The organism is Thiomicrorhabdus arctica DSM 13458, assembly GCF_000381085.1.
GTDB classification, from domain to species: Bacteria; Pseudomonadota; Gammaproteobacteria; order Thiomicrospirales; family Thiomicrospiraceae; genus Thiomicrorhabdus; species Thiomicrorhabdus arctica.
Genome location: NZ_KB905899.1, coordinates 71,022 through 87,326 on the forward strand (window position 1 = coordinate 71,022; position 16,305 = coordinate 87,326).

The window sequence follows — 16,305 nt, forward strand, 5'->3', positions numbered from 1 at the left end:
AAATCTCAAAATTTCTTTAGAGAGACCTGTTTGCAGTTGCACATGGGTCAACTTCTATTTTTTGTTTTGTGGTAAAAATCCCCACCTTATTTTCATTTTTATCGAATAAATTAAAAAAATCCCCACTTTATATTAAAAAGTTTTTCAGCGAGTTTTCATCCTCAATATAGTGTGTCTTTAATTATATTAATAGCATCATGTTGTATTTTGTGCCAGGTATTCCTTGTGTGTAATTTTACTTAATATAGGACAACGCCTTGATGATGCCTATTAATAAATAATTTTCATGTTGCTCCTATCTAATTGATTAATAAGGTATTAAGTAATTATTAATTGTTTATCTTTATCTTCCAAAAGAGTCCTAAGTTGTTGTCTTGTAATGGAAAATCTCTATTTACAAGGTTGACAGTGGGGTCTATTGGTCATATAGTGGTGCCAAGTGGTGAAAAGTGGCGAAAAGTGGAAATAAATCATGCTTTTTTTTAGAGGAATCAATTCGGTCAATATCGATATTAAGGGACGCATGGCCGTGCCTAAAAAGTATCGTGAAGCGATTTCTGACGCCAGTGATAACCAACTGGTCGCCACCATTGATTTACACAGTCCGTGTATATTGATTTATACATTGGATGAATGGGAAGTCATTGAGCGTAAATTAATGGCATTACCGAACGTTAATCCGCAAAACCGTTTATACCAGCGTCTATTGTTAGGGCACGCAACTGAGATGGAAATTGATTCTCAGGGACGTATCTTACTGCCAAGCCTGCTTAGAGAGCATGCCAAAATAGATAAGCCAGCGATTTTATTGGGCCAAGGGAATAAGTTTGAGCTTTGGTCACAAGAAGCTTGGGATGCAAGTTGTCCTGAGATGCTAGAAACCGCCATGACGAATGAAATTTCTGAGTCATTAGCCAGTTTAAGTTTATAAAAAGAAGAGTGGAGATTAATGTCGGGATCAGAATTTAATCATTACTCCGTTTTACTGAAAGAGTCGTTAGATGGCCTGAATATCAAGCCTGACGGTTTTTATATTGATGGTACTTTTGGCCGAGGTGGTCATAGTCGCGCAATTTTAGAACGATTAGGACCAAATGGTCATTTATTAGCGATTGATCAGGATCCTGAGGCGATTGCGTATGCAAATGACCAGATCAAGGATCCACGTTTTGAAATTCAATACGGGAGCTTTGAAGATATTACGGCTTACTGTGCAGCGCGTGGGTTGGTCGGCAAGATTGATGGACTACTGCTTGATTTAGGCGTTTCATCTCCACAATTGGATGATGCAGAGCGTGGGTTTAGTTTTATGCGTGAAGGTCCTTTGGATATGCGCATGAATCCAGAAGCCGGTTTGAGTGCTAAAGAGTGGTTAGAGCAGGTCGATGAAAAGACACTTAAATTAGTGTTACAAAATTATGGTGAAGAACGTTTCTCAGGGCGAATTGCCAGAGTCATAAAAGAAGAGTCTGCCAAAGGTGCCTTAAACACCACATTGGATTTAGCAGAATTGGTCAAAAAAGCTTCACCAAAAATAGATAAAAATAAACACCCAGCTACCCGCACTTTTCAGGCAATCAGAATTGCCGTTAACCGCGAGTTGGATGTGTTAAAGAATGTACTCGAAGCTTCAATGGAAGTGTTAGCACCTGATGGTCGTTTATCCGTTATTAGCTTTCATTCTTTAGAAGACAGAATTGCAAAAGTCTTTATTCGTGACCAATCCAAAATAAAAGATTTGTTTCCGGATTCCCCTATTTTGATTGAAGTGGTGGAGCCGATATTAAGAAGAGTAGGTAAACCTATTTTTCCGAGTAAAGAAGAGTGTCAAGTGAATCCAAGATCGCGCAGTGCGGTTCTGAGAATTGCTGAAAAAATTTAGAGGTTTTAAATCTTAACTGTTATCAGTTTAAAAGATTTAGGTTGTTTTATCATGCTGATTAAGGGGAATCGTCGTCATGAAATTTGTTGGAAAAGAAACTACACCTTTACGGGTGCCTGGAATGCCAGTTATTAAAGTCATCGGTTTGGGTGGTGGTGGTGGTAACGCGGTTGATTATATGGTTCGCTCTGATGTGAAGGGCGTTGAATTCATCTGTGCTAATACCGATGCGCAAGCATTGGCTAACTCATCAGTCGGAACGTGTATTCAGATTGGCGCAGGTGGTTTAGGTGCGGGGGCAGATCCAGAGCGTGGTCGCCAAGCCGCTAAAGATGATATTGAAAAAATAAAAGAACAGCTAAAAGGCACCGATATGGTCTTTATCACGGCCGGTATGGGCGGTGGTACGGGTACGGGGTCTGCACCAGTGGTTGCGCAAGCGGCTCGTGAGATGGGTATATTAACGGTGGGTGTCGTCAGTAAACCTTTCAGTTTCGAGCGTCGTAATAAAACGGCTGATGCGGGGATTGAAGAGTTAGCGCAACACGTAGACTCATTAATCACTGTGCCAAATGACAAGTTACTAAAAGTATTAGGCCGTGATTTCGTTCTTGCGAAAGCCTTTGATTATGCCAATGAAGTGTTGCACGGTGCGGTTCAGGGTATTTCTGAATTAGTGACTCGTCCAGGGATGATTAACGTCGATTTTGAAGATCTGCGTACCGTTATGGGTGAGCGTGGTATGGCTATGATGGGTGTAGGTCATGCAACCGGTGAAGAGCGTGCGATTAAAGCCGCTCAAAAAGCAATCGCAAACCCTCTGCTCGAAGATATTTCTGTATCAGGTGCACGTGGCTTGTTGGTTAATATTACCAGTGGTTTAGATTTCACATTAGGTGAGTTTAACGAAGTCGGTGATGTTATTGATGCCGTAGCCGCACCAGACGCTCGTGTCATTATCGGAACATCGGTTGATGAAAGCATGACCGATGAGATTCGTGTAACCGTGGTGGCTACGGGGTTGTCAGAAATAGCGTCGGGAAAGCCTGAGTTGGTTAAACCAAATTTACAAGCGGTACAAGCCAATAAAACGGAACAGACGGTGGCTGCAGAAGTGAATCCCCTGTCGAAACTTCAAGCAGCACCCGCTGCAAAATCGGCGCCTATCGCCGAAATGGAGCAAGAAGAGTTGATACCGTCTGAGCCAGAGGTCGTCAGACCTAAAATGGTCGTCAACGGGGGATCCGTTGGCACGATGTCTAATTCTAGCTATTTAGATATTCCAGCTTTCTTACGCCGTCAAGCGGATTAGTCTTGTGGGTAAGAGTTGGTGATTGGTTACCAATTTATAACCCAAGAGCAATCTTGTTTCTGGAGAGGTTCCCCTTTATGTTCAACTTCTCCAGGTTATGTTGAGTGCTGTTTTAAATGTTAAGTAGATTCCCTAGGCCCACCCACTTAAATTCGTTTAAGTGGCGTGGGCTTTTTCTGTTTATTCTCATTATGCTTGTGTTGGCAAGCCTGATTGGAGTGGTGCGCGTACAGCATGAGATCAGACATTTAGAAACTCAGTACTATCAATCACTAAACGAGGCCTTGACCGCACATGAAGAGTGGGGACGCTTACAATTAGAAAAAAAATATCTTACTGCGCCGGCCAGAGTTGAACAAATTGCTCGAACGCAACTCAATATGACATCCGATAAGTCTAACTTTCAAACACTTTATCTCTATAAGGACCAGTCAAAACCCTTGGTGGTTGATGATGATTAGTCCAAAAATAATCAGAAGAGATCGTGTTGTTTTTTTTCTGATTACCCTCGGTTTTATGGCCATCATTGGGCGTGCATTTTATGTTCAAGTGATTAAGACGGATTTTTTGCAATCGGAAGGTGATAAGCGCCAAATCAGAACCATTGAAATTCCAGCATCTCGCGGCAATATCTTTGATCGCAATGGCGAATTAATGGCATTAAGCACGCCGATGGCTGCCGTTTGGGTAGACCCCGAAGAGATGACGAGTCATGAACAAAAGTACCTGAAATTCTTATCGTTACTCAATTTAACCGACAGCCAACTTAATCAATATATACGTTCCAATAAACACAAACGATTGAGTTTTATTCAGCAGGTCTCCGATAAAGGCATTATTGATAAAATCGCTAAATTAGAACTACCTGGCACTTATACAAAATATGTAGATATTGACTTTGAGAATAATGGGCGAATCATTCATGTGGATAAATTACTGCCGTCCGTCTGGGTTGAAAAGCGCTTAATTGACCGTTATCGCTACAGTTATGCACGTTTAGCGCAGGCTTTAGGTATGACAACCCGTGAGTTAGCTCATAAGATTCGTGCCAAACCAAATCGCCGTTTTATGTACCTAAAGCGTTCAATGGTACCTGAAATTGCCAAAAAGATAGAGGATATGAACCTGACGGGTGTCTATACCCAAGGTGAATACAAACGTTACTATCCATCGGGTGAGAGCAATGCTCATCTACTCGGTTTTACGAATATTGATGATAAAGGGCTGGAAGGGGTTGAATTGGCCTACAACGACTGGTTGCGTGGGACACCTGGGAAAAAACAGGTGGTTAAAGATCGCGCCGGGCATGTTGTTGATTTTGTCAAAGATATTGTGGCCTCCAAACCCGGTAAGTCGATTACCTTAAGTATTGATCAAAATATCCAATATTTCGCATATCGGGCTTTAAAAGAAGTCATGGTGAAACATCAAGCTACTTCCGCCAGTTCTGTAATTCTGGATGCTAAAACGGGTGAAGTGCTTTCAATGGTGAGTCTGCCTGGCTATAATCCGAATGACTCCAGTCAACGCAGTGGCATTGCGATTCGTAACCGTGTCGTTACTGACCTATTAGAACCCGGTTCAACAGTCAAACCCTTTGTGATTGCCAAGGCACTGGACTTGGGGTTGATTGACTTGGATACGTTAATTGATACGTCACCTGGTTCTATTCGTGTTCAAGGTGAACGTATTAGTGATACTCGTAACCATGGCATACTCACTCCAATGGGGATTATTCAAAAATCCAGTAATGTCGGGGTCTCTAAGGTTGCTTTAAAGCTTAGTCCTAAACAACAACATGATTTTATGTCACAGCTCGGTTTTGGACGAGACAGTGGATTGTTTTTGCCCGGCGAAGCCATGGGGTACTTAAAGCCCGCAGCAGACTGGCATGACTTGGATCAGGCTTCAAGTTCTTATGGCTACAGTTTTAATATCAATTTGTTGAATTTAGCACACTCCTATCTACTGTTCACGAACCAGGGCAAGATACTGCCTTTGAGTGTCATAAAATTAGAACAAGCGCCGGAAGGTGAGTCTTTAGTCAAAGCAAAAGTAGCCGATGAAGTGCTTAAAATGATGGAATCTGCCGTATCAGATCAGGGAACAGCACCCAAAGCACAGATACCAGGTTACCGCGTTGCTGGCAAGACCGGCACAGTTCATAAAACGAAACGCGGTGGCTATGAAGAGAACTCTTATATGGCTTTGTTTGCTGGAATCGTACCTGTCTCAGATCCACAGTTTATTATGGCCATCTCGGTCAACGAACCTAGTCGTGGGGTTTATTACGGTGGTTTAGTCGCCGCGCCGATATTTAAAGAGGTGATGCAGGAAGCACTTCGATTAAGAAATGTCGCACCGGATAAACTGATCGACGGTCATGGTCAGGGTGAGTCTAAATGAAGACCGTAGCTCAAATAAACGTTTTTTTACAGTCACAATCGTTAACGGATATGCAACGGAATGACCCGCTGGTGTTAGTGAATCAACTCACTTTGGATTCACGCAAAATATCTCAAGGCGATGGGTTTATTGCGTTGCAGGGTGGGAGGCAGCATGGTTTGGATTACTTACAGACGATGCTGACAAAACAACCAGGCCTGGTTATTTCGGATAGAGCACTTAACCAATCAGAACAAGACATTATGGATGCTCATAATAGGGTGGCCATGCCACTGTGCACTGTTTTAGTGTTAGAGACGCTCACCGAAAGACTCGCGGACTTAGCGCATTGGTTTTATGATCAGCCAAGTGAACGCATTAACGTTGTGGGCGTGACTGGTACCAATGGAAAAACGTCAACCGTCTTCTATACGGCGCAGTTATTATCTGGGCTTAAACAAAAAGTGGCTCTGATCGGTACCTTGGGCAATGGTCTATTTGGGGCTTTACAAACGAGTCAGAATACTACGCCTGATGTGGTGAGCGTACACCGACTGTTAGCAGAGTTTATTGAATTGGGTGCGCAATGGGTCTTGATGGAAGTCTCATCACACGCATTGGAGTTAGGACGTATCAAAAATGTGATGTTTGAAACGGTGGCTTTGACCCAAATCACTCGTGATCACATGGATTTCCATGGTTCGGTCGAACATTACCGAGCAGCCAAACAAAAATTATTTACGGACTATGACTCGAAACATAAAGTGCTCAATCTTAATGATGCCGTCGGACAGAGCTTGGCAAAATCCTCGCAATTAAATGGATTATTCGGCTATGTAAGAAACACGCCGTTTCAGAAAGTTGAGGGTGATCTCAATCACGTAATGCATCTTGCAACATTGGAGTGTACTCAGTTACGGCTAGCGCCAAATGGGATGACTTTAAACTTAAGATATCAAGACCAACTATTGGTTGTCAAAGTCCCTCTTTTGGGTGCATTTAATGCTGAAAATGTGCTTTGTGCTTGCTCGATTGTATTGTCCAATGAACTCATTCATGATGACATTCACGTGCTGAAAGCGTTGTTGGAAAACCTACAAGCTGTCGAAGGCAGAATGCAGCAAGTCAGTCAGTCACCGAGTGTCATTGTCGATTTCGCACATACACCCGATGCACTTGAACACGTTCTGCTAGCAGTCAAACATCACTTGGTTCATGTTGCTCACGATCAAACGACCAGGCCAGGCAAGTTGTGGGTTGTTTTCGGTTGCGGTGGTGATCGAGATCAAGGTAAAAGGCCTTTGATGGGCTGTGTCGCAGAAAATATTGCCGATACTGTTATGGTGACCGATGATAATCCTCGTTTTGAAAATGCTCAGCAAATTAGGCAGCAAATTTTTACGGGTATTAAACAACCTCAATCAGTTTTGCAGCAAGCCGATCGTAAACAGGCGATTGAGAAAGTATTGGTCAGTGCCCAACCGGAAGATATTGTGGTTATCGCCGGTAAAGGGCATGAACGTTATCAAGATGTTCAGGGGCTGAAAATACCGTTTAGTGATGAACAGGTTGTACTGGATTGGGTCAGTCATGCTCAGGAGCATTCAACGAATGGCCAATAAAAAAAACGATTATGAAACACTCTCGGCAGATGAGTTGGTCGCCCGCTTACAAAATCAAGTGAATTCACTCCGATTCAATTCATCTCAGTCAGTTGAAGGAGATAGACAGATGCAGAGCAAGTGTGAGACGTTAACATCAATCGATAAGAGGAGGTGTTTCAGTTGGACACTCACCGACTTATGTCAGAGTGTCGACGGTGAGTTCATGGGGGCTTTAGACAGCGAACAGTCAATTTGTTTTACAAGCATCAGCACCGATACGCGTACTCTTAAGGCAGGTGCATTATATATTGCCATTAAAGGCGATAATTTTGATGGTCATCAATTCATCAAACAAGCCATTCAACAGGGTGCGGTTGCCATTCTAATGTCTGAAATAGAGTATGCTGGCGAATTGCCTGTGCCTGGCATCTTGGTGGGTGACACGCGAATTGCATTCGGTCTGTTTGCCAAGTGGCATCGTCTGCAAATGCCATTGAAAAAATTAATTGGGATCACGGGCAGTAATGGCAAGACGACGACCAAAACACTGTTGTTAGAAATTTTTCAGCAGGTCGGCAAGACTTTAGCGACGGAAGGCAATTTGAATAATGATTTTGGTTTGCCGATGACGTTGTTAAACCTCCGCCCTGAGCATGAATTTGCGATTATTGAAATGGGGGCTAATCACCCTCAGGAGATAGCGTATCTCACGCATTTAGCGTTGCCAGATATTGCGCTGATCAATAATGCATCGGGTGCGCATCTTGAGGGGTTTGGCAGTTTGCAAGGCGTAATAGAGACCAAAGGTGAAATTTTTCAAGGTTTGAATCAACGCAAGGACTCTGTAGAAACAGTGAGTCAAGGCGTGGCTGTGGTGAATTGTGATTCCCCAGGATATACCGATTGGTTAAAAATTTGCGCCAATTCAGGCGTTGAGAAGGTCGTGAGTTTCGGAGCGGATCCAGAGTCAAGTTGTGCTGCGGATGTACGGGTGAGACATTTTAAAGTAACGGACTCAGGAATTTGCTTTGACCTGCACATATCGGAACGTTTGCATCCACGTCATAAAGCCATGAAGAAAACGGTTGAAATGCCCATTTTAGGTCAGCATAATGCCCTCAACGCGGCGGCTTGCGTAGCCGTAGCTTCGTCAGCTGGATTAATCTGGTCACAAATCCAACCAGGCCTGGCCAGTTTTAAAGGGGTTTCTGGCAGGTTGCAAAAACAAGCTATCACAACTGGTTGGCTAATTGATGACAGTTATAACGCTAACCCGGCTTCTGTTAAGGCGGGGATTGATGCTCTCACCAGTCTACCAGGCCTGGCCATATTATGTTTAGGTGCGATGGCCGAACTCGGTGATACGGCTTTAGCCGCACATCAAGAGATTGCTTTGTATGCCAAACAAAAAGGCGTGGATTTCTTATTAAGTTATGGTCAGCCAACTCAAGAGATGACCTCTGTGTTTGGTGAGCAGGCTCGTTACTTTGAAAGCCATGAAACACTCACGGCTGTTTTAAGTCAAATATTGCTGCAACAGGCGCAAGCCAAACAGCTTGCAAATGTCTTGGTAAAAGGCTCTCGAAGCGCGCAAATGGAACGAGTGACGCAGGCTGTGACTGAAGCGTTTTCTAACTAAATATATGAACAGAGTCATACAAAAACATAACTATAAGGTTTGTAAGCAAACCAAACGATGCAGTCATAAAGGATTAAAACAATGTTGATCTATCTAACCGAGTATCTACAACAATACATCTCAGGTTTTGGGGTGTTTAGTTATATTACGATGCGGGCCATTATGAGTGTGTTAACAGCCTTGATTCTTTCTTTTATGGTTGGTCCAGCCATGATTCGTTGGTTAACGAGGTTAAAGGTCGGGCAGTCGATTCGTCATGATGGTCCCCAAACACATCTTATAAAAGCGGGAACGCCCACTATGGGGGGGACCATGATTCTTTTTTCTGTAGCGATGGCGGTTGTGTTGTGGGGAGATTTAACCAATCACTACCTATTAATCATCACTCTGTCCATGTTGGGTTTTGGTGTCATCGGGTTTGTCGATGATTATCTGAAAGTGGTTTATAAAGACCCCGAAGGCATGCGCTCACGTACCAAGTTTCTATGGCAGTCGATTATCGGTTTTGCCACCGCCTATGCGATGTTCCGTCTGGCAACCGTTCCAGCCGAAACAGACCTGTTAATACCTTATATGAAAGACACGGTCATTCACTTAGGCGCCTGGAGCATTTTGCTAAGTTACCTGGTGATTGTGGGTACTTCTAATGCGGTTAATTTAACCGATGGTTTAGATGGTTTGGCCATTATGCCGACCGTTATGATTTCGGGTGCATTAGGTGTGTTTGCCTATCTTTCAGGGCATGTGTATTTCGCAAGTTATCTGAATATTCCTTATATCCCTGGTGTAGGTGAGTTAACCATTCTCGCGGGTGCACTGGTAGGCGCCGGTCTTGGCTTCTTGTGGTTCAATGCCCATCCGGCCCAAGTCTTTATGGGAGATGTCGGTTCTTTAGCCATTGGAGCAACCTTAGGTGGAATGGCGATTGCCGTTAAACAAGAGTTGGTGCTGTTTATTATGGGAGGGATTTTTGTGGCTGAAACGGTGTCTGTCATTTTGCAGGTGGGCTCTTATAAGCTTAGAAAGAAACGTATTTTCCTCATGGCCCCATTACATCATCATTATGAGCAAAAAGGCTGGCATGAGTCACAAGTCATTGTGCGTTTTTGGATCATTACGATTATTTTAGTATTAATTGGGTTAGCCAGTTTAAAGCTTCGATAAAACTTCGGAATGAGTAGGTCACTGTGTATTTTCATGCCTCTCAGCCGTTTTTGAACAATTTAAGGATTCAAATAAATGTATTTAGTTGCGGGTTTAGGAATTACAGGGCAGTCAGTATTGCGCTATTTTGAAGCGCAGAGTGAGGTATGCCTGGCATTTGATACGCGCAATAACTTGGACATAGAGCCATTAAAAACCACTTACCCTGACATTAATTTTGCATTAGGTTCAATTCCAACGTCTTGGTATGCTCAATTTGACACCATTGTATTGAGTCCTGGAATCTCAAAGTTAGAGCCTTGGGTTGTGGCACTTCAAAAGCTGGGTAAACAAATTATTGGTGATATTGAGCTGTTTGCGCGTGCCGTTGGTGCACCGATTATTGCGATTACAGGTTCAAATGGAAAAAGTACTGTGACCACCATGACTGGATTGGCCCTGCAATCAGCGGGTTATCAGGTCGGAGTTGGAGGCAATATTGGTGAACCCGTATTAGATCTATTGATGGATGAAAATGAATACGATGTTTATGTTCTTGAATTATCCAGTTTTCAGTTAGAAACCACCTATTCTTTAAATACGACAGCAGCAACGGTTTTAAATATTTCAGAAGACCATATGGATCGATATGCTGATTTGGAAGGTTACATTCAAGCGAAAACTCAGGTCTTTGCAAACTCCGAACGGGCTATATTACCAGAAGGTTTCAGCGATTTAGGCCTTATCCACCGTGCTTTAATCAGCCACTTCGGTATCAGTGAAGGGTTTATCAAGTCCGATGCAGATTACGGTGTTATTCATGTAAAATCAGCCCAAGATGACCAGGCCTGCCAGACCTATTTAGGGTATGGAAAAACCCCCATCGTCGCCGTTACGGATATGAAGTTACAAGGTCGACATCACCAGCTCAATGTTTTGGCCATGATGGCATTATGTCAGTCGTTTAATCTCTCTGCGGAACATTTTATCCATGTTGCCAAAACCTTTGATGGATTACCCCATAGAACCCAGTTAGTCGGGTGTTATGAAGGTGTTGCATGGATCAATGATTCCAAAGGGACTAATGTGGGGGCCACTCTAATGGCAATTGAAAGTATCGGTGTACAAACATCGGGTCAATTGGTTCTGATTGCGGGTGGTGTTGGGAAGGATGCGAACTTCACTGACTTACGAGTAGCGGTTGAAGGTTTCTGTCGTCATACCATTCTTTTTGGTCAGGATCAGGCCAAAATTGAGCATTGTCTTAAGGGCTTGCCGCTCACGCGTGTGGCTGATTTAGAACAGGCCGTTAATTTGGCGAAATCTTTAGTTTCCGCCGAAGATTGTGTTCTATTCTCCCCAGCTTGCGCCAGTTTTGATCAATTTGCAAACTACGCTCAACGCGGTGATATCTATACCCAGTTGGTCAGAGAGAGCTATGCTGATTCTACTGTCGATCATAAAACGGCTGCTTCATGCTAAAAGAGTGGCAAGCAACCAGTAAAGAGTGGCCAATGGATTATTGGCTTCTGGGTTTAGTGGGTACATTGATGGTGATTGGTTTGACGATGGTCGCATCTAGTTCGGTGGCGATTAGTGAGCATCGTTATGGCGCACCTGATCACTATTTTTTACGCCAGCTGTTTTCGATGGGGCTTGGTGCGACGGCTGTGTACATTGTGTTTCAAATTCCGCTCTCTTTTTGGGAGAAGCATCGCCTTAAAATATTCCTATTTGCAATCTTTTTACTTATTGCCGTTCTTATCTTCGGTCGAGAAATCAACGGTAGTAAACGGTGGTTGCCTCTGGTTTTTATCAACTTCCAGCCTTCAGAGTTTATGAAGCTAGCGATTGTTGTGTTTATGGCGGGTTATTTAGACCGCCATGCAGTCGCTGTGCAGGAGAGTTTTGAGGCGGTCATTCGTTTGGCATTGCCGTTTGGTTTGATGGCTATTTTATTATTGTTAGAACCCGATTACGGCAGTACGTTTGTGATTGCGATTATGATTACCGGCATGCTGTTAATTGCAGGCGCACCTTGGCGTTACTTTGTCTTAACGGTCTTTCCAATCGTCATTATCTTAGTGGTGTTGGTGGTGACCTCTGAATATAGAATGGCGCGTGTCAGCAGTTTTCTCGATCCTTGGCAAGATCCATTTGGAGCAGGTTATCAATTAACACAGGCACTGATTGCCTCTGGCAGTGGTGAGATATTTGGCACTGGACTCGGTGGTAGCATTCAAAAATTACTGTATCTGCCTGATGCTCACACGGATTTCCTGTTTTCAATCTATGGCGAAGAATTTGGCTTTATCGGTGTGGTGTTTTTAATCCTACTCTATTTAGCCATTTTGCATCGCCTGTTTAGAATTGGTCGCAAGGCCATAGAGGTGAATCACTTCTTTGGGGGAATGGTGGCTTATGGCATTGGTATTTGGATTATTCTGCAAGCAGGAATTAATATGGGAGTCAATCTCGGGGCTTTTCCGACCAAAGGCTTAACGCTGCCTTTTATGAGTTATGGTGGTAGCAGTATTTTGCTGCTCTGTATGGCTTTAGCGGTGGTTTTTCGGGTGGATTATGAGAGCCGTTTTTATCCACGAGAAAAACCTGTCAAAGATAGCCGCAGTGAAACCAATTCAAATGATGACAATGGTGAGTAAGTTTTAAGCATAATGTCGATTATTCGCCATGCTTATAGCCCTGTTCAATACAAAAGTCATTAACAGATGCGCGTTTAAAATAAGGATAAATCTCAATGAGTAAAGTCTTGATTATGGCCGGAGGCACAGGCGGACATGTCTTTCCGGGTATTGCCCTAGCAGAAGCTTTAAAACTGCAAGGGGTAGAAGTTGTTTGGCTTGGCACACAAGGTGGTATGGAGGCTGAATGGGTTAAAAAAGCCCATATCCCCTTGCACACGATTAAGATCAAAGGTTTAAGAGGGAATGGCTGGACGGGTTGGCTAAAAGCACCCATTAATGTCAGCCGTGCTTGGTCGCAAGCTAAACAGATTCTGCAACAAGAGCAGCCTGATTTAGTACTCGGTATGGGAGGATTTGTGTGCGGCCCAGGTGGCCTGGCTGCCAAAGCACTCGGTATTCCGTTGGTTTTACATGAACAAAATGCCATTCCAGGGTTAACCAACAAGCTGTTAGCACCCTTAGCTAAATTAGTCATCACCGCCTTTCCACAGGAAAAACTCAAAGGTAAAAAGGTACTGACCTTGGGGAACCCTGTTCGTGCTGGTTTAGAATCCTTGCTTGAAGTTGAAAACACACAACCTTGTCATCTACTCGTCTTAGGCGGTAGTCGTGGGGCTTTAGCATTAAACGAAACCCTGCCAAAAGCCTTAGCACTCATGGACGAAAATGATCGTCCTATTGTTACCCATCAAGCTGGCGGTAAAACATTTGAAAAAGCAAGTGAGGCTTATCAGGCAACAGGCATGCGCGCCAATGTGGTTCCCTTTATCGATAACATGCTCAAAGCGTACGCCACAGCTGATATGGTGTTATGCCGTTCTGGTGCTTTAACCGTCAGTGAGTTGATGGCTTCGGCACGTCCCGCCATTATGGTGCCTTATCCCCATGCGGTAGATGACCATCAGACAGCCAATGCGATGGCCTTAGTGAAAATCGGTGGCGGTGAAATTCTGCAACAAAAAGATTTAACCGCTGAATCTTTGGCTACGCTATTGCATACCTGGTGTCAGGACTCAGAAAAAAGAGCCTTAGCCTCCCAGAGTATCCGTGCGCATGCTGAAACTCAAGCGACCGAAAAAATTGTTGAGCAGTTGCTTAAAATCATTCAGATTGAAAGGCGGTCCAAATAACGAGGGTGGAAAAATCAAATGAAAGGCTTAAAAAGAAAAGGTCTCCAATACCAGGCACATCAATTGAAATAGGCTATAGATAAAAACCCCTCATGTGGAAAGGGGGGTATTTGGTCTTACAAATAATCACCATCAAGTGGATACTCATCCAGAGCCAAAGTAGTTGAAGCCTTTAAAAGGTATTCGTTGTGTAAAAAACAATTAATTAGAGTGAGTGGCATTTATATTGCTTTGTCGTGTTTAACTGTCAAAAATATAACAAGTTGATCCTTATGAAAAATTTTTTAAGCAAATTAACCATCAAACAAAAAATTCGTTTTGGCTTTGGTGTTATTTGGATTGTGTTAGCCATTATTACCATTCAAGCCGCTGTAAACCTGGCTTTAGTCCGTTCTAATGTGGCGACCATTGTTAATGAAAAACAGCCGATCGCCATCGAGGCGACGGAGATGACTTTTCTACTCGAGAAAAGTATGAACTCCCTTAGTATGTATATTCTGACGGGTGATACGACTCTTATTGAACACTATGATGCTGAAATGGCTGCCGTACAGCATAAGATAAAGGATGCAAAGTCTGGCTCTAAAAATGGCATCACTGAAGAACAGGCAAAACATTACCAGCATTTAGAAGAAGGGCTGCAAAAATTGCCAGCTTTGGTAGAGCGCCTCAAAGCTTTACAAACAGATCGTGCACATAAATTTCCAGCCTTTGCCTATGTGAATAAAAATATGCTGCATCTTGCAGTAGAAATGCAGCAAACCATTGGGATGATGGTGAACTCTGAAATAGAGAACTTATCTAGCGATAGACAGCAGTTAGTCTCTGATGTTTTACAGTTGCAAAAAAGCTGGCTTAATGTGACGAGTAGCCTGCGTGGTTACGTAGCCTTTAGAAATGACTCCATGGCGGAAAATACGGAAGCCTATCTGAATTTACTTGAAAAGCTGAACGATAAGATCGCGAATCAACACAAAGTTGAGCTGACTTTCGAAGAGGAAGAAGGCGTCGAAAAAGTAAAAAAACTTTATGAAGCATACCGCGAGCACTATATGGTTCTCAAAGGAATTCATCAAGGTGAAAAGTGGCGTATGGATACATGGTTGATGCAGACCAAAGTAGCCCCGATTTTTACAGAGTTACAGCAGCAGTTAGTAAGTGCTTCAGATAAAGCGCTATCTGAAATGACACATGAAAGTGAAAATTTACTGAGTAGCAGTTTAAATAACATTATTATTCTATTGGTCTTATCGTTTACCGGACAATTAGTCGGCATGATAGTCTCAGGCAGAGTGACTGACTCTGTGGTTAAACCCGTCCAAGAAATTGCAAGTGCCATGAAAGATATTTCGATGGGAGAGGGTGATTTAACACGACGTTTGCCCGTGAACAGTTATGATGAAATTGGAGCGCTTGCGGGCTATTTTAATGAATTTGTCATTAAGATACATATCATGCTGACCGAAGTGGCACATACAGTTGAGCAACTAGAAGTTTCTTCAAATAAATTGCTGAGCATTACTCAACAAGCCAAAGAAGGGACTCAGCGTCAGTTGTCATCTACGGGTTTATTGTCGGCATCGATGATTGACATGACCAGTAAGTCTAAAAGTGTTGAAGATCATTCTCAAAATACGTCACGCGCAACTCAACAAGCCGCCGACCGAGTGAAAGAGGGTGGCGAGAAAGTGAACAGTACTGCTAATGAAATTCAAAAATTATCTGAAGGCATGGTTGCGATGAGTGATTCAGTTGAACAGTTGCGTGCTGACAGTGAGTCAATCGGTACGGTCGTTAATGTTATTCGAGAAATTGCCGAGCAAACCAACTTATTGTCTTTAAATGCGGCCATTGAAGCAGCTCGTGCCGGTGAACATGGCCGTGGATTCGCGGTTGTTGCGGATGAAGTGCGAAATTTAGCGCAAAGAACTCAACAATCGACTGTGCAAATAGGTCAAATCATCGATAAAATCCGTAAAGCGACTTTGGCCACCGTTTCTGTTGTTGAAAATGGTCAAGAAGCCACAAAGTCAAGCAGTGATGCGATTTGTGCCACGAAAAAAACGTTAGAGCCAGTGACTATTTTGATGGACGATATTAGTAAGATGAGTGAGCAAATGTCAAGTGCTGCTCATGCTCAAAGTGCGTTGGCACAAGAGATTAATCAGAATATTAGTCAAATTCATTCTGTCACAGAAGATACGGCATTGGGTGCTGAAAATACTGAAAAAGCAGGACATGATTTACAAGAATTAGCAGATAAATTAGAGAAATTGGTTCATCAGTTTAAGATTTAAATCACGTCTATCAGACAACCGTTTGAGGTAGAAACACAGCACATACTCTGCCTAAACTTCCTGGATGATCACCCTGAAACATCCCACAATACAACCACCAGGCCTGGTGGTTTTTTGCTATCATTAGTCACAACCTTTGTCGTTTAATATAGCTTGAATAATGCCTTACAGAACTCTATCGTGATGTTCTAGAGGCTACATTCCCTAT

Annotated in this window: 12 protein-coding genes; all 12 read left to right on the forward strand. The window is 43.1% G+C overall.

Annotated elements, in window-relative coordinates; all coding sequences use genetic code 11:
• Window positions 1–472: 472 nt before the first annotated feature.
• The 12 genes from mraZ to F612_RS0100370 all read left to right on the forward strand — a co-directional run bounded on the left by mraZ (window position 473) and on the right by F612_RS0100370 (window position 16,097).
• Window positions 473–931 (forward strand): division/cell wall cluster transcriptional repressor MraZ, encoded by a 459-nt coding sequence (gene mraZ, locus F612_RS0100315; protein WP_019555741.1) that lies wholly within the window; start codon window positions 473–475, stop codon window positions 929–931.
• Between the two features lie 18 nt (window positions 932–949).
• Complete coding sequence (gene rsmH / locus F612_RS0100320) at window positions 950–1,882, forward strand: 16S rRNA (cytosine(1402)-N(4))-methyltransferase RsmH (protein ID WP_019555742.1); 933 nt, start codon at window positions 950–952, stop codon at window positions 1,880–1,882.
• 76 nt (window positions 1,883–1,958) lie between these two features.
• A complete protein-coding gene (ftsZ, locus tag F612_RS0100325) occupies window positions 1,959–3,194 on the forward strand; it encodes a cell division protein FtsZ (RefSeq protein ID WP_019555743.1) in 1,236 nt (411 codons plus the stop codon).
• Window positions 3,195–3,310: 116 nt separating this feature from the next.
• A complete protein-coding gene (gene ftsL, locus F612_RS11810; RefSeq protein ID WP_083917242.1) occupies window positions 3,311–3,655 on the forward strand; it encodes a cell division protein FtsL in 345 nt (114 codons plus the stop codon).
• Window positions 3,645–5,600, forward strand: a complete 1,956-nt coding sequence (locus F612_RS0100335) for a peptidoglycan D,D-transpeptidase FtsI family protein (RefSeq protein WP_019555745.1) — start codon at window positions 3,645–3,647, stop codon at window positions 5,598–5,600. Before ftsL ends, F612_RS0100335 begins: the two co-directional genes overlap by 11 nt.
• Window positions 5,597–7,201: a UDP-N-acetylmuramoyl-L-alanyl-D-glutamate--2,6-diaminopimelate ligase gene (locus F612_RS11815; RefSeq protein WP_019555746.1), complete on the forward strand. Its 1,605-nt coding sequence runs from the start codon at window positions 5,597–5,599 to the stop codon at window positions 7,199–7,201. The genes F612_RS0100335 and F612_RS11815 overlap by 4 nt, the downstream gene beginning before the upstream one ends.
• Entirely contained in the window at window positions 7,191–8,822 is a 1,632-nt protein-coding gene (locus F612_RS0100345; RefSeq protein WP_019555747.1) for a UDP-N-acetylmuramoyl-tripeptide--D-alanyl-D-alanine ligase, read from the forward strand. The genes F612_RS11815 and F612_RS0100345 overlap by 11 nt, the downstream gene beginning before the upstream one ends.
• Window positions 8,823–8,903: 81 nt before the next feature.
• Complete coding sequence (mraY, locus tag F612_RS0100350; protein ID WP_019555748.1) at window positions 8,904–9,986, forward strand: phospho-N-acetylmuramoyl-pentapeptide-transferase; 1,083 nt, start codon at window positions 8,904–8,906, stop codon at window positions 9,984–9,986.
• Between the two features lie 75 nt (window positions 9,987–10,061).
• Window positions 10,062–11,447, forward strand: coding sequence for a UDP-N-acetylmuramoyl-L-alanine--D-glutamate ligase (gene murD, locus F612_RS0100355; protein WP_019555749.1), 1,386 nt, complete (start codon window positions 10,062–10,064; stop codon window positions 11,445–11,447).
• Window positions 11,441–12,628, forward strand: coding sequence for a putative lipid II flippase FtsW (gene ftsW / locus F612_RS0100360; protein WP_019555750.1), 1,188 nt, complete (start codon window positions 11,441–11,443; stop codon window positions 12,626–12,628). The genes murD and ftsW overlap by 7 nt, the downstream gene beginning before the upstream one ends.
• Window positions 12,629–12,723: 95 nt before the next feature.
• Entirely contained in the window at window positions 12,724–13,800 is a 1,077-nt protein-coding gene (gene murG, locus F612_RS0100365) for an undecaprenyldiphospho-muramoylpentapeptide beta-N-acetylglucosaminyltransferase (RefSeq protein WP_019555751.1), read from the forward strand.
• Between the two features lie 272 nt (window positions 13,801–14,072).
• The gene (locus F612_RS0100370; RefSeq protein ID WP_019555752.1) at window positions 14,073–16,097 is read left to right on the forward strand and encodes a methyl-accepting chemotaxis protein; all 2,025 of its coding nucleotides are present in this window, start codon (window positions 14,073–14,075) and stop codon (window positions 16,095–16,097) included.
• Window positions 16,098–16,305: the final 208 nt, after the last annotated feature.